The 21,122-nt window shown below is 38.3% G+C and carries 24 protein-coding genes; 8 read left to right on the forward strand and 16 right to left on the reverse strand.

What is annotated here, in order from left to right; all coding sequences use genetic code 11:
* Nucleotides 1–6: 6 nt before the first annotated feature.
* The 4 genes from ABVM50_RS03970 to pdxA all read right to left on the reverse strand — a co-directional run bounded on the left by ABVM50_RS03970 (nt 7) and on the right by pdxA (nt 3,072).
* Entirely contained in the window at nt 7–1,005 is a 999-nt protein-coding gene (locus ABVM50_RS03970) for a beta-ketoacyl-ACP synthase III (RefSeq protein ID WP_141876326.1), read from the reverse strand.
* Nucleotides 1,006–1,185: 180 nt separating this feature from the next.
* Nucleotides 1,186–1,383, reverse strand: a complete 198-nt coding sequence (gene rpmF / locus ABVM50_RS03975; protein WP_141876327.1) for a 50S ribosomal protein L32 — start codon at nt 1,381–1,383, stop codon at nt 1,186–1,188.
* Nucleotides 1,384–1,396: 13 nt separating this feature from the next.
* Nucleotides 1,397–1,930, reverse strand: a complete 534-nt coding sequence (locus ABVM50_RS03980) for a YceD family protein (protein WP_405200063.1) — start codon at nt 1,928–1,930, stop codon at nt 1,397–1,399.
* Between the two features lie 95 nt (nt 1,931–2,025).
* Nucleotides 2,026–3,072, reverse strand: a complete 1,047-nt coding sequence (gene pdxA, locus ABVM50_RS03985) for a 4-hydroxythreonine-4-phosphate dehydrogenase PdxA (RefSeq protein WP_405200064.1) — start codon at nt 3,070–3,072, stop codon at nt 2,026–2,028.
* Between the two features lie 61 nt (nt 3,073–3,133).
* Between pdxA and ABVM50_RS03990 the strand changes: the two genes are divergently transcribed.
* Entirely contained in the window at nt 3,134–3,721 is a 588-nt protein-coding gene (locus ABVM50_RS03990; protein WP_405200065.1) for a riboflavin synthase, read from the forward strand.
* Here ABVM50_RS03990 and ABVM50_RS03995 read toward each other — a convergent pair.
* Nucleotides 3,718–3,981 (reverse strand): hypothetical protein, encoded by a 264-nt coding sequence (locus ABVM50_RS03995; protein ID WP_405200066.1) that lies wholly within the window; start codon nt 3,979–3,981, stop codon nt 3,718–3,720. The genes ABVM50_RS03990 and ABVM50_RS03995 overlap by 4 nt on opposite strands.
* Nucleotides 3,982–4,334: 353 nt before the next feature.
* Between ABVM50_RS03995 and ABVM50_RS04000 the strand changes: the two genes are divergently transcribed.
* The 3 genes from ABVM50_RS04000 to ABVM50_RS04010 are packed head-to-tail and all read left to right on the forward strand — an operon-like array spanning nt 4,335 to nt 7,148.
* On the forward strand, nt 4,335–6,368 hold the full coding sequence (locus ABVM50_RS04000; RefSeq protein WP_405200067.1) for a PAS domain-containing protein: 2,034 nt from the start codon (nt 4,335–4,337) through the stop codon (nt 6,366–6,368).
* On the forward strand, nt 6,355–6,753 hold the full coding sequence (locus ABVM50_RS04005; protein ID WP_405200068.1) for a response regulator: 399 nt from the start codon (nt 6,355–6,357) through the stop codon (nt 6,751–6,753). The genes ABVM50_RS04000 and ABVM50_RS04005 overlap by 14 nt, the downstream gene beginning before the upstream one ends.
* Nucleotides 6,753–7,148: a response regulator gene (locus ABVM50_RS04010; protein ID WP_405200069.1), complete on the forward strand. Its 396-nt coding sequence runs from the start codon at nt 6,753–6,755 to the stop codon at nt 7,146–7,148. The genes ABVM50_RS04005 and ABVM50_RS04010 overlap by 1 nt, the downstream gene beginning before the upstream one ends.
* 141 nt (nt 7,149–7,289) lie before the next feature.
* Here ABVM50_RS04010 and ABVM50_RS04015 read toward each other — a convergent pair whose 3' ends face one another.
* Nucleotides 7,290–7,649, reverse strand: a complete 360-nt coding sequence (locus tag ABVM50_RS04015; RefSeq protein WP_405200070.1) for a winged helix-turn-helix transcriptional regulator — start codon at nt 7,647–7,649, stop codon at nt 7,290–7,292.
* A 90-nt stretch (nt 7,650–7,739) separates the two neighbouring features.
* On the opposite strand from ABVM50_RS04015, the gene ABVM50_RS04020 reads away from it, so the two are divergent.
* The 3 genes from ABVM50_RS04020 to ABVM50_RS04030 all read left to right on the forward strand — a co-directional run bounded on the left by ABVM50_RS04020 (nt 7,740) and on the right by ABVM50_RS04030 (nt 10,611).
* Nucleotides 7,740–8,729 carry a zinc-dependent alcohol dehydrogenase family protein gene (locus ABVM50_RS04020; protein WP_405200071.1) on the forward strand — a complete coding sequence of 330 codons (990 nt, stop codon included), beginning with the start codon at nt 7,740–7,742 and terminating at the stop codon, nt 8,727–8,729.
* Between the two features lie 157 nt (nt 8,730–8,886).
* On the forward strand, nt 8,887–9,708 hold the full coding sequence (locus ABVM50_RS04025; RefSeq protein WP_405200072.1) for an SDR family NAD(P)-dependent oxidoreductase: 822 nt from the start codon (nt 8,887–8,889) through the stop codon (nt 9,706–9,708).
* A gap of 60 nt (nt 9,709–9,768) precedes the next feature.
* A complete protein-coding gene (locus tag ABVM50_RS04030; RefSeq protein ID WP_405200073.1) occupies nt 9,769–10,611 on the forward strand; it encodes a DUF4437 domain-containing protein in 843 nt (280 codons plus the stop codon).
* Between the two features lie 80 nt (nt 10,612–10,691).
* Here ABVM50_RS04030 and ABVM50_RS04035 read toward each other — a convergent pair whose 3' ends face one another.
* The 4 genes from ABVM50_RS04035 to ABVM50_RS04050 form a co-directional block, all read right to left on the reverse strand.
* Nucleotides 10,692–11,603, reverse strand: coding sequence for a helix-turn-helix domain-containing protein (locus ABVM50_RS04035; protein WP_405200074.1), 912 nt, complete (start codon nt 11,601–11,603; stop codon nt 10,692–10,694).
* Between the two features lie 11 nt (nt 11,604–11,614).
* Nucleotides 11,615–12,700 (reverse strand): MBL fold metallo-hydrolase, encoded by a 1,086-nt coding sequence (locus tag ABVM50_RS04040; protein WP_405200075.1) that lies wholly within the window; start codon nt 12,698–12,700, stop codon nt 11,615–11,617.
* A gap of 124 nt (nt 12,701–12,824) precedes the next feature.
* Complete coding sequence (locus tag ABVM50_RS04045; RefSeq protein WP_405200076.1) at nt 12,825–13,337, reverse strand: hypothetical protein; 513 nt, start codon at nt 13,335–13,337, stop codon at nt 12,825–12,827.
* 85 nt (nt 13,338–13,422) lie between these two features.
* A complete protein-coding gene (locus tag ABVM50_RS04050) occupies nt 13,423–14,373 on the reverse strand; it encodes an SDR family oxidoreductase (protein ID WP_405200077.1) in 951 nt (316 codons plus the stop codon).
* Nucleotides 14,374–14,682: 309 nt separating this feature from the next.
* Here ABVM50_RS04050 and ABVM50_RS04055 point away from each other — a divergent pair, with 309 nt between their 5' ends.
* Nucleotides 14,683–15,069, forward strand: a complete 387-nt coding sequence (locus ABVM50_RS04055; protein WP_405200078.1) for a VOC family protein — start codon at nt 14,683–14,685, stop codon at nt 15,067–15,069.
* A gap of 9 nt (nt 15,070–15,078) precedes the next feature.
* Here the strand turns inward: ABVM50_RS04055 and ABVM50_RS04060 are convergent, their stop codons facing one another.
* The 6 genes from ABVM50_RS04060 to ABVM50_RS04085 form a co-directional block, all read right to left on the reverse strand.
* Entirely contained in the window at nt 15,079–16,056 is a 978-nt protein-coding gene (locus ABVM50_RS04060) for a LacI family DNA-binding transcriptional regulator (RefSeq protein ID WP_405200079.1), read from the reverse strand.
* Between the two features lie 44 nt (nt 16,057–16,100).
* Nucleotides 16,101–17,105, reverse strand: coding sequence for a class 1 fructose-bisphosphatase (gene fbp, locus ABVM50_RS04065; protein WP_405200080.1), 1,005 nt, complete (start codon nt 17,103–17,105; stop codon nt 16,101–16,103).
* A gap of 37 nt (nt 17,106–17,142) precedes the next feature.
* Nucleotides 17,143–17,814, reverse strand: a complete 672-nt coding sequence (locus ABVM50_RS04070) for a bifunctional 4-hydroxy-2-oxoglutarate aldolase/2-dehydro-3-deoxy-phosphogluconate aldolase (protein ID WP_405200081.1) — start codon at nt 17,812–17,814, stop codon at nt 17,143–17,145.
* A 7-nt stretch (nt 17,815–17,821) separates the two neighbouring features.
* The gene (locus ABVM50_RS04075) at nt 17,822–18,841 is read right to left on the reverse strand and encodes a PfkB family carbohydrate kinase (RefSeq protein ID WP_405200082.1); all 1,020 of its coding nucleotides are present in this window, start codon (nt 18,839–18,841) and stop codon (nt 17,822–17,824) included.
* A gap of 72 nt (nt 18,842–18,913) precedes the next feature.
* Nucleotides 18,914–19,678 (reverse strand): SDR family NAD(P)-dependent oxidoreductase, encoded by a 765-nt coding sequence (locus ABVM50_RS04080; RefSeq protein ID WP_405200083.1) that lies wholly within the window; start codon nt 19,676–19,678, stop codon nt 18,914–18,916.
* A gap of 22 nt (nt 19,679–19,700) precedes the next feature.
* Nucleotides 19,701–20,987 carry an MFS transporter gene (locus ABVM50_RS04085; protein WP_405200084.1) on the reverse strand — a complete coding sequence of 429 codons (1,287 nt, stop codon included), beginning with the start codon at nt 20,985–20,987 and terminating at the stop codon, nt 19,701–19,703.
* Nucleotides 20,988–21,122: the final 135 nt, after the last annotated feature.

The raw sequence follows: 21,122 nt of genomic DNA on the forward strand, positions 1-21,122 counted from the left end.
TGGTTTTTATGAGTTATAAGCCCATTTAAGGTAAGTAGCTCCCCAAGTGAAGCCACCTCCAAAAGAGGCAAATATTAAATTATCTCCTTTTTTAAATTGTTTTTCGTAATCACTGAGTAACAAAGGTAAGGTTGCAGCAGTGGTATTTCCATACCTCTCTATATTCATTAACACCTTGCTCTCATCTGTAAGGTTCATTCTTTTGGCGGTCGCATCTACAATTCTCTTATTTGCCTGATGTGCCACCAGCCAATCTACATCTTTATTCGTAAGATTGTTTCTTTCCATGATTTCGGCGCTTACTTCAGCCATGTTCGAAACAGCAAATTTGAAAACCGTCTTTCCATCCTGCTGTACGTAATGAAGTTTTTTAGCTACAGTTTCTTCAGAAGGTGGTAATAGAGATCCACCTGCAGCGATCTTAAGAGAATTACGTCCTATAGAATCACATCTTAGTAGTTCATCCTGTAATCCCAAACCTTCAAAATTTGGTTCCATTAGCGCAGCTCCTGCTCCATCGCCAAAAATTATACAGGTCGTTCTATCTGTATAATCAAGGATAGAGGACATCTTATCTGCACCAATCACCAGGATCTTCTTATATCTTCCAGATTCTATATAAGCCGCTCCGGTAGACATTCCATAAAGGAAACTAGAACATGCCGCCTGCAGATCGTAAGCAAAGGCATTTACGGCACCAATCTCAGAAGCCACATGAACAGCTGTAGCCGCTACTGGCATATCTGGAGATACCGTTCCTAAAATGATTAAGTCTATTTCTGCCGGATCAAGATTTGTCTTATTGATCAAATCTTTGGCTGCCTCGACGGCTAAGTAAGAAGTTCCTTTTGAGGGATCTTTGAGTATTCGTCTTTCTTTAATTCCTGTCCTGCTGAGGATCCACTCATCTGTGGTATCCACCAATTCTTCCAACATTTTGTTGGTCAAAATATCTTCAGGTACATAAGCACCTACAGCCGTAATCGCTGCTGTGATTTTGCTCATAAATTTGGATTTAATTCACCCTTCATCGGCAGGAAATATAATATCTTCATTCTTAGAAAATTACTAAATATTAATCAAACCGGCGTGCAAATTAAGGTCTTTTTGGGACTTAATCAACTAAAAACAAAAAACTCCCACAACGTGAGAGTTTCCTGTAATTCTTGAAGCTCTAAGACTTTACTAAGCCTCTACTTCTTCTGCGTTATCGATTAAGATCTGACCACGGTAGTAAAGTTTACCTTCGTGCCAGTGAGCTCTGTGATACAAGTGCGCTTCACCTGTTACAGCGTCTACAGCAACTTTTGGAGCTGAAGCTTTATAATGTGTTCTTCTCTTATCTCTTCTGGTTTTCGAGATTTTTCTCTTTGGATGTGCCATGGCTTCCTATTAATTATTCGTTTAATAAATTTTTTAATTTGTCCCAGCGAGGATCTATATCATCCTCATTTCTCTTTTTCTGACTTTTCAAACTGTGTTCTTCCAACTTATCAAGTACATCAGATTCTAATGTGCCGTCTTCAACACCCGGATGAATTCTTTTTGCCGGTACTCCAAGTACCACCAGCTCATAAATATATTGCTGGATATTCACCTCGTATTCTCCATGGGGAATAATAAGGAGATCTTCATCTTCGTTGTTGAATTCATCGCCAAACTTGATCACCAGGAAAAGCGTGTTTTCAATTGGTTGATGATAAGGCTCGTTGGTAAGATCGCAATTAACATTCACTGTTCCTCCTGCATTAAAAGTAAGCTCCATCATGGTGCTTTTCTTTTCAAACAGCAGGTCGATCTTTACATCTGCACTGTTGAATTCCTCGTACTCAAAATGTTCAAAGAACCTGTTATCTAACTCATACTCAAACTGGTGCTTCCCAAGCTTTAATCCCTTAAAGGGGATCGTAAACTCCGCTAAATTCCTCATCTCTCCTCAGTTTTGAGTGCCTCACGTTTCCGTTAAGGCGGGTGCAAAGATATAAAAATTAATGAATTATGCTCTTTTTATAAACAAATTTTTGTTTATATCTTCCTGCCTTGTTTCTTCAACGGATTTTCTGTGAGCACCTTATATTCCTCACGCGCTTTATAGATCTCGATTCCTTTAAAAACAGCCTCTTTAAAAGAATTAATATTTGCTTCGTTCTTCCCCGCAATATCGAAACCTGTTCCATGATCTGGAGAAGTTCTAACCTTTTTCAATCCTGCTGTAAAGTTCACCCCTCTTCCAAAGGATAAAGTTTTAAAAGGGATCAAACCCTGATCATGATAAGAAGCCACTACGGCATCAAAATTCTTATAATTTTTTGAGCCGAAGAAACTATCTGCAGAATAAGGGCCGAATACCAACTGTCCTTTATCTCTCAGTTTTTGAATTGTAGGCTTTAAAGTTTCCTCGTCTTCTTTCCCAATCACACCATTATCACCGCTATGCGGATTAATACCCAGCACGGCGATCTTAGGCTTCTGAACCCTGAAATCCTGTTTTAAGGTCTTACTAATGGTATTGATTTTTGATTCTATGAGTTCGGGAGTTATGACTGAAGCAATATCTTTTAATGCAACATGATCTGTAAGTAAACCAACCTTCAGATTATCTGTGATCATGAACATTAAGCTTTCACCTCCAAGTTCCCTCGCTAAATAATCTGTATGTCCCGGAAACTTAAAATCTTCAGACTGAATAGTCGACTTATTAATAGGTGCGGTGACCAGCACATCGATCTCATCATTTTTTAATGCTGAAGTGGCCGCAGCAAGAGATTTAAATGCAAAACTACCAATCTCATTATCCTCTTCACCAAACTTGATATTTACATTCTCTTTCCAGACATTCATTACATTAATCTTTCCATCAATTGCTTTGGAAGGATCGTCGATCCCCTGGAAGTTCAATGATAGCTTGTAATGTTTTTTAAGAAAATTGATGATCTTAAAAGATGCGAATATAATAGGAGTACAAAATTCCAGCATTCTCGCATCATCAAAAGTCTTCAGTACGATCTCACTCCCAATTCCATTCAGATCTCCAATACTAATCCCCAGTTTGATCATTTCCTCCTGTTTCATAAACTTTCCCGATATAATATTTTAATTTTACACACAAATGTAACCATTATTATAGAATAGCATGTTCACAGGGATCGTAGAAGAAATAGGAAAAATTGTAGCTTTAGAGAAGTCGGAAGGTAATGTGAATCTAAAGATTTCTGCGGAAATGACTCCGGAATTAAAGATAGACCAGAGTGTTTCTCATAATGGTGTTTGTCTTACAGTGGTTTCTATTGAAGATAATACATATACTGTAACTGCAGTTCAGGAGACCTTAAACAAGACAAGCATAGGAAATCTGAAGACTGGGGACGCTGTAAACCTGGAACGTGGAATGAAACTAGGTGCACGTCTTGATGGACATATAGTACAGGGACATGTTGACCAGACAGCGACTTGCAAAGAGGCAAAAGAAACGGAGGGTAGCTGGCATTATACGTTTGAGTACGACCCGAAAATTGGAAATCTTACGATCGAGAAAGGATCAATTACTGTAAACGGTGTAAGTCTTACCGTGGTGAACAGCAAGGCAACAGAATTTTCTGTAGCGATCATTCCATATACTTATGAGCATACGAACTTTAAAGATCTGCAAAAGGGGGATACCGTTAATCTTGAGTTTGATGTGATCGGGAAATATGTAAAGCGAATCACCGAGCTTTCCTAGGCGAGATCAAATTTTCTAAGCTGGTAACAACCAACGACCAGACCGGCACCCATTAAAATATATACATAACCATCTATAGGAAGGCAAAGCCCTGGTGGTACAGGTGCAGGATTACCTCCGTTATCAGTGACTTCAGAACATGGTCTTGGATTAGTTGCATCCTGAGCCATAGGTTCTGGAGGTGACATTTGACCATAGCAACTGGTAGCTATCGCAAAGAATAACCCGAAGTTAAGAAGCAAGTTCCTTAAACAGTCCATAGCCAAAAGTATAACAGCAAAATTATCAAGCTAGTAGCCCGAAAACGCAAACTACTAGTTAAGGTTAAGTCATTTGTTGGTGCGTGAATTTCTGAAATATTTACGTAAATACGTAAGGATCAGTTTAGAAATAAAAGCTTAATACATATATTTCTGGTTTTCAATAACTTAAGGTGCATAACCTTTGTTGATAGATTTAACAGTTCATATATAATTACGATTTTTATTCCTTGTAAGATCGTTATTACTCCTTAATATATGGTTTAGTCATATGAAGTTTAATTGTTTCTTATAGAGGTTCGCAATAAATGTTTTAGTTTTAGCTTTCTTATGCAGCCCAACATTTGTCACCCATGAAAAATTTTCCTACTCCTCAAAACGATATTCAGCGAAATCTTGAAGTCGAAAAATACAGTCCACATCAATACATAGATGATGAAGATCTTGATTTTTTGAGTGCTATGGCTGCTGAGATCTGTGGAACACCAAGTGCCTTAATCACTTTAATTGGTCAGAATACACAGTATATAAAGTCGGCTTATGGTATGGACCTCGAAACAAGAGAATTCCCGAGGGAGTTTACATTTTGTGCTCATACTATTAGTTCTTCGGAAGGATTTATGATCGTAGAAGATGCCCGTAAAGATAAAAGATTTAAAGATAATCCTTTTGTAACTGGCGAAAATCCACTTCTATCCTATGCAGGTGTACCGCTCTCGAATTCTTCAGGTTATTCCATTGGTTCCTTATGCACAATTGATTTTGAGCCAAAAAACTTTTCCGAAGAACAAATAGACAAACTGAAAAAGGTTGCCAACCAGGTGATGAAGTCAATCGAGCTTTCCCGGAAGACGAATGAATTGAAACAGCTGAACAGTAATTTGCTGCGTGAGCAGACAAAATATAACTTTATCATTGAAGGAACTGAAACTGCCACCTTTGATTGGGATATAGTTAATGACCAGATGACCTTCAGTGATGTGTGGTATCAGATTTCTGGTTACTCCCGAAGCGAATTCCCAAATCAGATGGTAGATGCATGGAGAGCGATCGTGCATCCTGAAGACCTTCTACCTCTTCAGCAGAAGGTACAGTCACATTTCGAAGGAAATACTAAAAAATTTAGCAGTGAATTCAGAATTAAACATAAGAACGGGGAGTATCTATGGATATCCAGCCAGGGGAAGATTTTCGAAAGAGATGCCACTGGAAGACCAACCAGAATGTATGGACTACATCGCGATATTAGCGAAAAAAAGAAGGTTGATATTGAAATACTTTTTAGAGAAAAGCTACTGGAATCCTTGTACAATTTATCTCCAATTGGTATCGCGTTAAATGATTACGATACCGGGGCTTTCATTGATGTTAATAAGAGGTTGGTAGAACCTACAGGATACAGCCAGGAGGAGTTTTTAAATCTCACATATTTTCAGTTAACACCCGAGCAATATCTAGAGATGGAAAAAGAGCAATTAAAAGAACTGGATATTAAAGGAACCTACGGGCCTTACGAGAAAGAGTATATTAGAAAGGATGGAACTAAATACCCGGTTCTGTTAAAAGGTGTTACGGCAAAGGATCCTAATGGTAAAAAGATCATCTGGAGTTTTATCGAAGATATTTCAGAGCGAAAGAAAAATGAGGAGCTACAGGAATTCAATTTTCATAAAATCGAAAATCTACTATCCATAACCGAGAAACAGAATGACAGATTAAAAAATTTCGCACATATCGTTTCTCATAACTTGCGCTCTCACTCTAGTGGTATCTCACTACTGCTGGATTTCCTTAGTGAGTCAAATCCAGAGGTCAAAAGTGAAGAATCCTTCAAGCATCTAAAAACTGCTTCAGGTAATCTCGAAACTACCATTCATGATTTAAATGATATCGTAAAAGTAAATATTTCAGGCCAGGAGGATTTTCAAAATGTTCAATTAAAACCTGCCGTAGACAAAATTATAGAAAGTGTAGAACCCCTCACGATAGCTGGAAATGTTCAAATTAAGGCGAATGTTGAGGAGAGTTTAAATGTTTATGGATTAAGAGCCTATGTTGAAAGTATCCTTTTAAACCTGGTAACCAATGGGATCAAATATTCTTCGCCAGACAGGGATAGTATCATAAAGATCTCGGCTACAGATGACCTTCGGAAAAAACTTGTAGTGATTGAGATCGAGGATAATGGAATTGGTATCGACCTGGATACTCACAAAAAAGATCTTTTCAAAATGTATAAGATTTTTCATAAACATGAAGATGCTAGAGGCGTAGGATTATTTCTTGTCAAGAACCAAATTGAGAATATGAACGGATCTATTGATATTGAAAGTACAGTAGACGTTGGAACAAAATTTATAATCAAATTACCTAATGAGCAAAATTAATTTAGCCTGTCTTGTTGAAGACGACCCCGTACACATTTACTTATCCAAGAGATATTTAGAATCTTCAGGATATATTGATAATATTCAGATTTACAATGACGGAAAGGAGGCCTTCGATGGTCTTAAGCTGGATTGGGAAAGCAAAAAAACACTTCCTGAAATCATTCTTTTAGACCTGACCATGCCGATATGGGATGGGTGGAAATTTCTGGATGAATTTACCAAATTACCTATTAAGGAGCAGATAACGATCTATATATTGACCAGTAGTATTAATGAAGCCGACAGGCAAAAAGCTTCAGACTATAACGCCGTAAAAAATTATCTGGTGAAACCAATAACGATGCCTGCACTGGTGGAACTTATCGAAAGAATGGAAGACTGATGGCGAACACCAAATTTGATAGGATTTTTGTGATTGATGATGACACGATCATCCATACAATCCAAAAACTTCTTCTGCAGGAATTCTTTCCTGAAAATTTTCTGGAGAGATACGATGATTCTACCCAAGCATTGGATATACTTATAAGTATGGATAAAGATGTAAAGGAAGTTCTAGTTTTTCTAGATCTCAATATGCCCATTCTCTCCGGATTGCAGTTACTGGATAAACTACAGCAAGCTGGAATTCATTATAATATAACAGTTTATGTACTCACCTTTTCTAATAATCCTGCCGAAATAGAGAACGCAAACTCACATCCATATGTTCGTAAAGTAATAAGAAAACCACTTACGAGGGAGAAACTGGCAGAGTTGGATATTATAAATCCTTAGTAGATAGACTGCGAAGAGGTAATTTTTGAATGAGAAAATCGCCTTGTATATTTTAATCTGAAAAGAAATCGGAGAATTGAAGCATGTGATTTTTGTAAAAATACATCTGGTTAACAACTTAAAATTCAGACACAATAAACTCTATTTAGGATGTTCCGATACAACATAGTCGCCCCAATCGGCAATGGCTTCAATTAACGGAATCAGAGTTTTTCCCCTTGCACTTAGTGAATATTCAACTTTTAAGGGTGGTTTCTCATGATAAACTGCTCTATCTACAATACCGTCATCCTCGAGTTTTCGTAATTGAAGACTCAGTGTTCTCTCCGTAACCGTAGGCATCATTTTCCTAAGTTCACTATAACGTAAAGTACCGTTCTTTAAGTGAAATAATATCACAGCTTTCCATTTACCACCAATGATTCCCATGGTTAAACTAGCACAACACGGATAGGTTTCGCCATTATAAATATGACTCGAGTCTGAAGTTTTGTCTTTCATAGTTACTATCAATTTTGACCGTTATTGCAAATATAGTATCCTATACTTAATTTTGCTACTATAATTTTTATAGTAATTAAAAATAAGAATATGAAAGCAATGGTTCTAAAGGAATATGGAGAAAATGCAACATTTGAATTATCTGAAGTTGTAAGGCCTGAAGTAAAAGTTGGAGAGGTGCTAGTAAAGATCGCTGCCTCCAGTGTCAATACGGTAGATACCATGATCAAAAATATGGGAAAGGATTTGCCGTTATCACCAGACACTCCAGCAATATTGGGAATGGATTTCGCAGGAATCATCGAAAAAACCGGTGATGGCGTGGAAGGATTTTCTGTTGGTGATGAAGTTTATGGTTGTGCAGGCGGCCTGGCAGACCTTCAGGGAACTCTTGCTGAATATATTGCTGCAGACCATAATCTAATAGCACATAAACCGAAGAATCTAAGCATGAAAGAAGCAGCGGCCATTCCTCTGGTTGGGATAACTGCTTATGAAGGGTTAACCCGTGCCCAGGTTCAAAAGGGACAAAAGGTTCTTGTTCATGGCGGTTCAGGCGGAGTTGGTCATCTCGCTATACAATTAACTAAATATTTTGGAGCTGAGGTATTTTCTACCGGTGGTGGAACTAAACAACTTGAAGTCATCGAAAACTTCGGGGCGAAAGGAATCAATTATAAAGAAGAATCTGTAGAAGATTATGTTGAAAAGTATACAGCTGGCCATGGTTTTGATGTTGTTTTTGATTCCGTAGGAGGTGAAAACCTGAGTAAATCTTTTGAAGCCGCCGCATTGAATGGACATATTGCAACTACGGTTTCCATGCTAGAAATGGATCTTAATCCTATGCATTTTAAAGGCCTATCACTTCATGTTGTCTTTATGCTTATTCCAATGCTTCACAACCATAAGCGCGAAGAACATGGGAAAATTCTAAAACAGCTGACTAAAATTGCTGAAGAGGGCAAATTAATACCATTGCTTGATGAATCTAGTTTTTCCATGAAGGAAATAGGACAGGCATACACGAGGTTGGAAAGCGGCAAGGCGATGGGTAAAGTTGTGGTGGAAAATGCCTAATGATGATCCAAAAACTTAACAAATAAAGTACTCTTCAGAATAAAATCATATAATTTGATAAACAGATATTATTCTGAAGGGGTTCTATCTAATAATTATCTCTAAGCTATATTAGAAAGCGTTGTCAAATTCAGTTTAGATTATTAAAACGAACGTTATGAAAACAATACTTATAACCGGTAGCACTGATGGAATTGGAAAACTGGCTGCTACCAGTCTTGCCACCCAGGGTCACCGGGTTGTCATACACGGAAGAAATAAGGCAAAATTAGAAAGTGTTGTTTCAGAATTACGAAATGAATCAGGCAATCAAAAAATTCAAGGATTTACAGCCGACCTTTCCAATATTGAAAACATAAGGTCTCTTGCCGAAGAAATATTTAATTCTGTAGATTCAATTGACGTTCTTATCAATAATGCCGGGGTGTATATAACCAACGAATCTCAAAATGCTCAAGGACTGGACATGAGGTTTATGGTAAATTATCTAGCTCCATACCTGTTGACTAATCATCTTCTTGATCTCTACAAGGGTAAAATTGAAAGAATCGTCAATTTAAGTTCTGCAGCGCAATCCCCGGTTTCTTCAAAAGCTTTGCAGGGTGAAGAAAATATTCCAGAAAGTGAAGCTTATGCACAAAGCAAGCTTGCACTTACAATGTGGAGTTTCCATCTTGCTGAAAAGTTTCAGGAAATAACAGTAATCGCAGTAAATCCAGGCTCTCTACTAAATACGAATATGGTGAAGCAGGCATTTGGGAAGCATTGGTCACCAGCAGATAAAGGCTCAACTATACTAGTTGATCTGGCAATCTCAGATAAATATAAGAGTGATACCGGCAAATACTTCGATAATGACAAGGAGGCTTTTGGTGCTGCCCACGCAGACGCCTACAATAAACCTAGAATTGAAGAACTATTAAAAGTAACTGAGAGGATAGTCAAGTCTTCATCTTGTATGTTTTCTTTCAGTAGCTAACTTCAGAATTGAACTAATACTTCCTCTTAAATGAAAATCGATCACAATAAAACATATAAAATGACAAAAATTTTCATCCTCATAGCTACTATCTGTTTTGGGTTTCCGAGCTATGCCTATCAAACGACGCAAGAAAATAAAAGAGCTGAATCTGAAGGATTTACAAATAAAATCAAACTAAGTTCAGATATCAAATGGGAAAAGATGAACCCTGCGCGAGGTGACCAGAGTCCTTTAGCAGGAACCATCTGGGGAGACAGGAAAGTTGATGTTGCCACAGGTTATATTGGAAAATTCAAGGACGGATTTTCTTCTCCACCACATATTCACAATGTAACGTATAGAGCAATAGTAATGAACGGACTCATTCATAACGATGATCCGGAGGCTGAAAAAATGTGGATGCCTACAGGTTCATTCTGGACTCAGCCCGCTGGTGCCTCACATATTACCGCTGCTAAAGGAAAAGCGAGCATGGCATATATTGAAATAGATCATGGCCCGTACCACGTTAAGCCTGTGGAAGAATCTTTTCAGAATAAAGAACGACCTGTTAATCTCGATATTTCTAATGTGGTTTGGCTTGATCATACTGCAACAAACTGGATCTCTGGAAATAGTCTTGCTCAGCTAAGTTTCCTATGGAAGAACACACAGGACATTCAGGGCATCCTAATCCATTTACCTGAAAACTATCATGGAGAAATTCTAAGTGACGGAGAAGTTTTTACAGGAATCGTGATTTCAGGAAATATTGGATATCAAATGCCAGGAGAGAAAGCATTGACACAATTGGACAGAGGAAGTTCTTTTAGTTCTACAACTAGAAGTTCTCATAAGATAAATACTACTGCTGAAGTACTGCTCTACATTAGAACCAATGCGAAATTTGAGATTCGGTAGTTCAAAATTCTTAAGTATATCCAGATCTAGAAATTATTAAATCTGAATTTAAACGCCAAATGCATTCAGCGTTTAACTAATTAGTTCATTTTGTATTTCTCCCTGTAAGCGGAAGGGCTAATGCCTTCTTTCTTCTTAAATAATCTGGAGAAGTAAGGTGGGTACTCAAATCCCAGTTCATATGCAACTTCAGAAATTGACTTCTCTGGATTCAGCAGAATGTTTTTTGCTTCATCAATGAGATATAATTGCAAATGCTCTGTGGAAGTTTTTCCTGTCTCTTTCTTTAATGTATCGCTTAAATAGCGTTTTGAAACCGAAAGTTTATCTGCAATATGCTGAATACTTGGAATCCCGTTTTCCTTTAGTTGTCCAGATTCAAAATAATTCGATAACTGCTCGTTAAATTGTTCTAACAAGTCGTGTGAAAGTTCTTTGCGATTTAAAAATTGTCTTTCATAAAATCGATTCGCATACTTAAGAAGAACGCTCAATTGTGAAATAATGATTTCCTTACTGAATTCATCCTGATTGTTGTGATATTCAATCTCGATATTTTCAACTATAGACTCCATTTGCTTTTCCTCTCTTGGAGAAAGGTGCAGCGCTTCGTTCGCTGCATAGGAAAAGAACCCGTACTTTTTGATTTGATGTGCCAGGTCTGTACCTTTTAAAAAATCCTCGTGAAAGTGAATTGAAAATCCTTTTTGCTCATATATAGCACTGGAATCCCATTGTAAAACCTGTTTTGGTGCCAGAAAAATTAAAACTCCGTTGGTAAAATCGTAAGTGGTTCTACCGTAGTTAAGATCTCCTTCTACAATTTTTTTCAGACTGATGGAATAGCAATCATTCGTAATTGGTGGTGAACTCTCCTTAGGACAGGGTAAGAACTGCTCACCCCTTGCAGAAAAGACACTAATCATAGGATGCTCAGGCCGGGGTAATTCCAGATAATCTATAAATGCTGAAAGTGTTTTGAAATGTCTCATACCTAATTTGTTTAAAAGTTCCACCATTTTTCAAATTTCTGCCCTTTATCCTTCAAGTCTACCAACTCACCTATTTTGGGTGTTATTAGTCTAATTTCAGATTTTTCAGCATCAACTGAAATTGTTTCTAATGGCTCATTCCATGCATGGTTGGCCAGTGTAAATTTGCCGGAATGCACTGGAAATACAGTGCTTGCATTCAAGTCCTTAGCTGCTTTCATTTGCTCACCAGGCAGCATATGAATATACTTCCAGTTTTGATCGTATTGTCCATTCTCCAGAATAGCCAGGTCTATAGGACCGTATTTCTCTCCAATCACTTTAAAATGATCATCATATCCACTATCACCACCAATGTAGATAGTTGATTGCGAAGTTTTTAGAATAAATGATGCCCATAGCGTCTGGCCACCTTTCAAACCTCTACCAGAAAAATGCCGTGCTGGCAAGATATCCACTCTAAAATCGTCTTCCAGTTCAAAAGATTCGTACCAGTCACCTTCAAGGATTTTTTCTGAGTCGTAACCCCAATGTTCCAAATGCGCTCCATTTCCCAGTCCTGTTATCACCTTTTTAGTTTTAGGATTCAATTTTTTAAGAGTTCTATAATCCATATGGTCCCAGTGATCATGGGACAGGAACAGGTAATCGATCTCAGGAATATCTTCTACGGAATAAATATCGGTTCCTTCGAATGCTTTGGTAGTAAAAGAAATTGGTGAAGCATTACCGCCAAAAACAGGATCTACGAGTATTTTGATTCCATCTACTTGCATAAAGTAAGATGAGTGACCCATCCAAACCAGTACATCTTCATCTCGCTGCAGATTCATTAGGTCGGTTTTCACTGTAGGTATTTCTGAAGGTTCTTCAGGACTCGCAGAAAACAGGAAATCTGAAAGAACTTTAATATAGCTAACGCCTTCCGTAAGCATTGGTGTATCCTTCAGATTCTGAAAACTACCCTCTCTATAGTTGGGAGAATTCTCCATCCTTGCTAATCTATCTCCTGAAGGATGCTTTCCAAATCTCTCTGTATTCAGAAATAGAAAAATTCCTACTCCAATTACCAGAATAATAGCCAGTATTATGATCATTAGTTTTTTAATTATCACCATTTGGACGGATTTTGAATATTATAATTACTTCTAACCCAGAACTACTAAAAGACAGTGTTGTTTGATTATTTTTCTTCAGATATTGGAAACTCTGAAAATACATCTAAAGCTTTGAGCTACTTTGCATTAATAGTAATTGATGATTATAATCTTGTATCCTAGCGTGCGCAGTTCCATCAATCAATAATATTACTGCTAACATGCTAATAGTTGTTATCATACTAGCCCTCCAGATGGGTATTTCTACAAATATGAGGATTGAAGCACAACTGGCGATTATCATTGGTATAGCCTTGAATACGGTAGTTTGATACTCATTTAAGGTACGATCTACCCTTTCCTGTTCAGAATTTACAAAGGCCAAAGCATTCTCATTATACGCTTTTTCAAATTGATCGATCCTCAATTTATTAGTAAAAAACAGGCCTAAACCTATAGTTAGCAACAGAATACCAGCCACCAATGTTGGTATAATATAAGCTTTTGCTATTTCTGTTTTTCCCAATTGCCAGAATCCTATACTTGCGAGCAAAAACATGATAGCCGCCATGATAAAGAATGCGGTTGAGAAAACTTCTGCTTTCGCCCAGTCTGTCGCTGTCCTTAATATATCCATAATTACTGTATTTTAATATTCCTATTGTCTGCATATTCAATTCATACTCCATCTTTCAAATTCTATGAAAATGAATCAATTATATCTACAAGTTCCAATTGAAACCGGTAGCTTTTTCTGAAATATTCCAGAGTTTTTGCAATACTGCTTTGTCCTTCGCATGAGGTTCCAATGTACACTCACCAACTGGACCGGTCCAGTAATTCCTTCCAGTAGGTCCATAAAATGCATCTTCTTCAAGATATGGTTCCGTAGCACACATTAATTCAGGATAAGCGCCTCTTTCTGCCGACTGTACAAAGGGAGACAACTTCATTAATTGCCAGATAAAACGAGTCATTAAGCTACCGCTGGTTTTAATAAGTGAAGTTCTGGAAGCTCCTGGATGGCAGGCATAGACTTTAACAGCTGTTCTGCCTGCCTTTTTCAGTCTGTCCTGCAACTCATATACAGTCATGATCTGGGCTAACTTACTCTGACTGTAAGCATCGTTGGCCGAATACTTAGAATCCCAGTTCATATCCTCAAAATTGATCGTCTTTAAACCCATCTTGTAACCTTCACTTCCTACTACCACTATTCGACCTCTGGATTTCTCAATTAAAGGGAAAAGCAGTCCTTGTAAAATAAAATGTCCGTAGTGATTTACTCCCAGCTGATTCTCAAAACCATCCACCGTTAGTCTTCTTTCAGGAACCTGGGCGATTGCCGCATTACATAAGAGACCATCAATTTGATGTACTTTTTGAATCACTTCTTTCGCAGCCTGTTTAACAGAAGACTGTTTTCCCAGATCCATTGTGATATTTGAAACATCAATACTGCTGCCCAATTCTTTTTTATAGGTAGCAATAACCTCCTCAGACTTCTGAGGATTTCGATTAACCATTACCAATTTTGCCCCTTTAGACAATAAAATTCTGCCAGCCTCAAATCCAGTTCCACTAGTCGTTCCGGTAACTACGAATGTCTTACCACCAAGACCTTTAATTCGTTCCGGGGTCCAGCCTTTATTGCCAAATTGATTGATATCCATTTTTTTGGTTTTAGTTATTCAAAAGAACACTGCAAATATCGGGTGGAACAAGCCTTAGGAATTTATACAGATTTTCAAAATCTGTATACTTTTTTGTCAAATCATTCAGATTAGCGCAATAAGCATTTAAAAAACTGATTCTCAATGAATAGAATAAACAATTGAATAGCTGTTCTGTTTAGATTTGGAAGATTCGGAAGTGGCAGCTATTTATTTTGATCTATCTACCTAAAGGAGCTTCTTAAAGAATTACAGTAGCCCTTGTGAAGTATAAATTTTATAAATTAAAGTTTCAGAAAAATATAACTTATGCATCAGTTTTCATTCAATCATTTCGCTCTTTCTGTCCGGGACGTTAATAGGTCTTTCGATTTTTATCAGAAAGTGTTTCAGTTTAAAGAGATCGAGAATACGGCTTCGAATTCCAGAACTCGCTGGCTCTCGATTGGTGAAGGCAGGCAATTTCATCTAATACCGCGACCTGATGCCGAGATCAAAACAAATAAAGCGGTGCATTTCGCATTTTCTGCAGCTAATTTTGAGTCGGTAATTGAGCATCTTAATGCATTAAAAATTCCATATTCCGACTGGCTGGGAACCCCGGAAAAAAACTATGTAAGGGATGATGGGATCAAACAGATCTATTTTCAGGATCCAGATTTCTACTGGATCGAGATCAATAATGATATTCCGTAATATCCTGAATTATACGGCAGATTCCAATACAAATTGCATTGGTTCTGGAAATAAGAGACCTTCAACACGATCCATCATAAGGTCTGCAGAAATCTTGCCTTGTTCAGATCCGTTTTGAGACAGGAATCTTATTTTAGAGGATGACATTTGCAAAGTGTTGCCCTGGTTGAGACAAACTACTTCAACTTCTTTGTTGTGTTTGCTTCGGATGGAGTTCAATTCTTCAATTTTTAACGCCAGCAAAGCATCACATACGATCACTGCATCAGGAAGCTCTTTCTGAATAAAGTGTTTGTAAGTTTTTGAACCGGTAGCAGCTTCAGCATTAAAAAAAAGATCCGGCTGCCCGGTGTTTTCAATTGCATTATAATAACCGGTTTTGCATTTATTCAAAGCATCTTCATCCATACAGCTTGCTACAAAACCAACTTTTTTATAACCTCCTTTATGTAGCTTTAAAATTTGCTGTTCTACCATGAGATCCAGGTTGATAGAGATCTTATCGCACTCAATGTTGTCTGAAATACGATCGAATAGCACAAGTGCTTTTTTGAAATCCTGTACTGATGTAAGATGTGAAAACTTCTTTTTTTGATAGGTTTCTACGGAAGGTGATATGATAATGCCATCAACCTGTGATTGTACTAATTTATTTACGCAGCTTACTTCTTTATGGTAAGATTCATTGCTAATGCATAGGATCAGCCTGTAATTTCGGTCGTCGGTTTGCTGCTCGATAGCATTGAGTGCATCTGTATAAAATTTGGAATCAAGCGTTGGCATCACCACGCCTATGCTCTTAGTTTTATAACCTTTCAGGATCTGTGCAGAAACATTGGGAATATAATGTTTAAGTGCAGCCGCTTCATGAACCCGCTTTTTAGTATTCTGACTGATTTCAGGACTATTATTGAGAGCTTTAGATACTGTACTTGCAGAGAGATTCAGCGATTCTGCAATATCCCGGAGTGTAATCGATTTTTTCATATTCCCTCTCATTTCAATAGTACCTGCCTTAAGAATTAAAGTTCTTAAACTTCAGATAAGAAGCTTTCAGCCTTTTCCACCATATCCTTATTTCCACATATAAATGGAATTCTTTGGTGTAATTCCTCAGGTTTGATATCCAGAATCCTTTCAGAACCATTAGTAGCCTTCCCACCAGCCTGTTCCGTCAAAAAAGCCATAGGATTACTCTCATATAAGAGTCTTAATTTACCTTGAGGAGCCGTAGTTCCCTGCGGATATAAATAAATTCCGCCTAGTAACATATTTCTATGAAAATCTGCCACCAGTGAACCTGTGTATCTGGACGTGAACGGCCTGTTTTCTTCTTCATTAAGTTCCTGAACCCATTTCAAATACTTCTTTATTCCATCTGGAAAATGCACATAATTCCCTTCATTAATAGAATAAGTGTTCCCTTTCTTCGGAAATTTGATATTAGGATGAGAGAGGAAAAAAGAGCCAATTCCAGGATCGAACGTAAATCCATTTACGCCATTTCCACTGGTATAGACGAGAATGGTTGAAGTCCCGTAAATAATATAACCAGCAGCAACCTGTTTGTTTCCTGGCTGAAGAAAATCTTCGGGAGTGACTGGCCCGCCAACTGGAGATACTCTTCGATAAATACTGAAGATCGTACCTACGGTAATATCAACATCAATATTGGAGGAACCGTCCAGGGGATCAATTAGGATGATATATTTGGAGTCGCGATGAATCTCATCATCAAATATGACTACATCTTCCAGTTCTTCTGAACCAAGTCCGCACACTTCACCCCTGTTTCTGAAGGTGTCTATAAAAATGTCATTAGCAATAACATCAAGTTTGGCCTGAGCTTCTCCCTGAACATTCTGCTTTCCTATCTTACCTAGAATTTCCGCAAGACCAGCTTTATTAATTTGTTGGTTAACTAGTTTACCGGCAAGTTTTATAGAGCTTAACAAGGCACTTAGTTCACCTTTAGCATATGGAAAATCTTTTTGATTCTCTATGATGAATTCTCCTAGTGTAAAGTGTCTTTCCATAAAGCTGCAGATTGTTCCCTAAGGATATTGAGTTTGGTTAGTTATTTTTGAAGTCCTTAATGGTTTGTAAGCACTCTCTGGTGACAGACTCGATCTTATCCAGATCAAATTCTCCAGACGCGTTTTTGACAAACAATTTGGAACCCATTCCCACACAAGTACAACCAGCTTCAAACCATTTGGTAAGGTTCTCCTTTGTTGGAGCAACCCCTCCAGTTGGCATGATACTCGTCCATGGTTGCGGACCTTTGACCGCCTTAATAAATTCTGGTCCATATATCGCTCCCGGGAAAAGTTTAACGATCTCACAACCGGCTTCTTCAGCCTTTGCAATTTCAGATAGAGAACCGCATCCTGGAAAGAAAGCGATCTTCCTGCGGTTGCAAACGACAGCTATGTCTTCTCTAAAAACAGGAGTTACGATAAAATCTGCACCTAATTGAATAAAAAGAGATGCAGAAGCGGCATCGGTAACCGAACCGATTCCAATAGCCATATCTGAATAATTCTCCCGGATGTAGGTTGAAATTTCTTCAAATACAGTATGAGCATTATACTCTCTTGCTGTAAACTCGAGAACCCTCGTACCACCTTTGTAGCAGGCGTCTATAATCTCTTTCGAAGTTTTCACATCCTGATGACTAAACAAAGGAACCATACCTGTAGTCGCCATAATTTCGTACACCTGAAGTCTTGATAATTTTGCCATTATATGATCATCTTTTAATTAATGCTGAAAGCTCTCCATCCATGATCGCATGAACCTCATCGAGACTCGCGATATTAATATCCCCACTCATGGTATGTTTGTAAGCGCTCGTAGCTACCGCAAAATCGAGAGTTTTTTGAAGAACTAATTTAGTGTGCAGGCCGTAAATAATTCCGGCCATAAAAGCATCACCAGTTCCAAGCCTATCTACCACAGGAAGAATTTCCTTGGTATCTGATGTGACGAGCTCTCCTTTTGCATACATTATTCCACCAATCTTCTGGTGGGAAGCGCTCATGGAATATCGCAATGTCGTAGGAAGATATTCCAGCACTTTACAAACCTCCAGAACTTCATCGTAATACGCAGCTAATGTATCTGGCTTCAGGTAATCAGGTTCTATTTCCCGTTTCCCAAGCATTTTATACAATGTTGCCAGATCTCCAAGAATCACGTTGGTAATACTCAAAATTTCTGGCAGTATCTCCTCAGGTTTTTTACCCCATTTCCATAAAGTAGATCTGTAATTGAGATCACAGGAAATCTTTAATCCCATTTCACTGGCAACCTTGCAAGCTTTAAGGCATTCCCTCGCTGCTGCTTCTGAGATTCCTGGTGTAATACCAGACCAGTGAAACCAGGATGCATTTGAAAAAACCTGCTTCCAGTCAATCTCACCTTCATCAATTTGAGCCACTGCACTTTCAGCACGATCATAAATGACCTTACTATGTCTTATGGCGCTACCTTTTTCCAGAAAGTAAATTCCAAGTCGGTTTCCTCCTCTGGCTACATATTTGCTTCCAACCTGATACCTACTCATTTCAGAAATCGCTTTATCTCCAAAATCGTTAGCCGGTAGTTTGGTTACAAACTGCGTGGATAAGCCCCATCTTTGCAAGGATGCCATAGTATTGAACTCGGCACCACTATAAGAGGCATCGAATGAGCTTGCCTGAAAAAAGCGTAAATTCTCTGGTGGCGATAGCCGCATGAGTATTTCTCCGAAGGCTACGATATTTTTCATAGATATTAATTTCTGAAAAGTAGTTTTCCATGAAAAGTGACTGGCTCTACTTTTACTAACTTTCTTTTATTATTAAATTCCGAGAGCCTGTCCTCCACCAACCTGAACGGTTTCAGCAGTTAAAAATGCAGCATCTTTGCTTACTAAGAATGATACTACTGAGGCTACATCTTCTGGCTGTCCCAAACGACCTAACATGATATTGTTTTTCCAGGAAGCAAATACTTCAGGTTTAGTTGATTTTATCTGTGAATGGAAAGGAGTATCGATAGTTCCCGGAGAAACTGCATTTACTCGAATCCCGTATTCTGCCAGATCTTTAGCAAGTGCTCTGGTTAAAGTATGTACTGCTGCTTTTGAAGTTCCGTAGATACCAGCACCAGGACCACCAGCATTCCATCCAGCATTCGAGGTATAATTAATAATAGTTGGATGATCTCCTTTTTTCAAGAATGGAATAGCTGCTCTTGAAACAAAAAATGCAGAATCAAGGTTAAGCGCCATAACAGACCTGTAAAACTCAGTCGTCATTTCTTCAAATCTTGATCTTCCACCAAGACCACCAGCGTTATTTACAACCGCATCGATCTTACCGTACTTCTCTCCGATCTTGGCGATATTAGTATTAACCGCATCTTCATCAGTTACATCAAAACCATAATATTCTGCAGTGATACCTTCTTTCTTAAGTTCTTCTAATTTTTCAGCACCATGATCGTCCTGAATTCCATTCAGGATCACTGTGTATCCATCCTGTCCTAGTCTTTTCGCAACGGCAAAACCAATTCCACCTGTTGCTCCGGTGATCACCGCTATTTTTTGATTTGAGTCATTCATAATTCAATAGTATTTAAGATTATTAGTAGTTATTCGTGTGTTCAATTTCAACTGGTTCGATCTTCCTTATCAGGATATAGATCGATAGTACTGCGAGCGGAGCTAAAATTGCAATGATTATAAAGACCGGTGTATATGAGATCTCTGTGATCTGCGGAATAAGCCAGTTCATTATAATTACTGATACCGCGGCAACTGTTCCTGCCAGACCTGCAAGCGTTCCAACTGAAGGTCCTTTTAGAAGATCGCTCGAAAGCGTCTGAATGTTTCCTATGGCGAACTGGAAACCAAAAAGTACGATGGATACGATGTAGATAAATGTCATTGCATTATCGCCATCTACCAGGAAGATAATTCCCATAAGACCCAAGAAAATAAGCGCACCACCTATGAGTATTGATAATTTTCGGGCGAAGTCAAGAGAATATTTTTCCATAAGTGTTCCTGAAAACCATCCTCCGGCAAGGCTACCTGCCATACCTCCCAAGTAGGAGATCCATATAGTAGACCCAATTTCTTCAATGCTGAATCCAAATTCAGAATTTAAATATAATGGCATCCATCCTACGAAAAGCCACCAGATAGGTTCTATGAAAAATCTTGAAACCAGAACTCCCCAGGATTCTTTATAACTTAATATTTTGGCAACAGACATTCCTTTTTCCTTTTCGTTCACCTCATCTGGTTCGATCCTTCCCGAAAGAATTAGATTCCGTTCTTTTTCTGTTAACCAGGGATGTTTTTTAGGAGTTGATTTGTTAATGATGAACCAGGGAATGATCCATACAAAACCAAGTAAACCCAGAATAATAAAAGTTGTTCTCCAACCAAATTGTGCGTATAAAAAGGCTATTAGAGCTGGTGCTACCACACTTCCCAAAGAAGCACCGGCATTAAAGATTCCCTGAGCTATGGCCCTTTCCTTCACCGGAAACCATTCTCCGTTACTTTTCACCGCACCAGGCCAGTTCCCAGCTTCACCAAATCCAAGCATCGCTCTTACTAAGGAAAGTGAAACCAGACCTCGTGCGAAAGCATGCAGAATCGCTGCTGCAGACCATAAGGTGATCGAGAATATAAATCCTAGCCGGGTACCAATTTGATCGTATAATTTTCCAGAGAGAAATTTACCAAGGGCATAGGTAATCATGAAGACGTTCAGCATCACCGCGTAATCAGACTCATCCATTCCAAGGTCTTTTCCCATCTCAGGCCACATGACGCCAAATGCCGTTCTATCTATATAATTGATGATAGTAGCCAATGCGATCAAGGCAATAATCCACCATCTTAAACCTTTTAATTTCATATTATTAAAATTTAAAGCCTGCAAGCGAGACTCGATTTCAGGAAAAAGATCCCTGGTACCATAGATTATGAACCCATGGAGGTTTATTTTTAATTAATACGGAATGAGGATATAGCTTTAATTGAAGGTATATCA

The sequence above is a fragment of the Christiangramia sp. LLG6405-1 genome (assembly GCF_045055805.1).
In the GTDB taxonomy this organism is placed as follows: Bacteria; Bacteroidota; Bacteroidia; order Flavobacteriales; family Flavobacteriaceae; genus Christiangramia.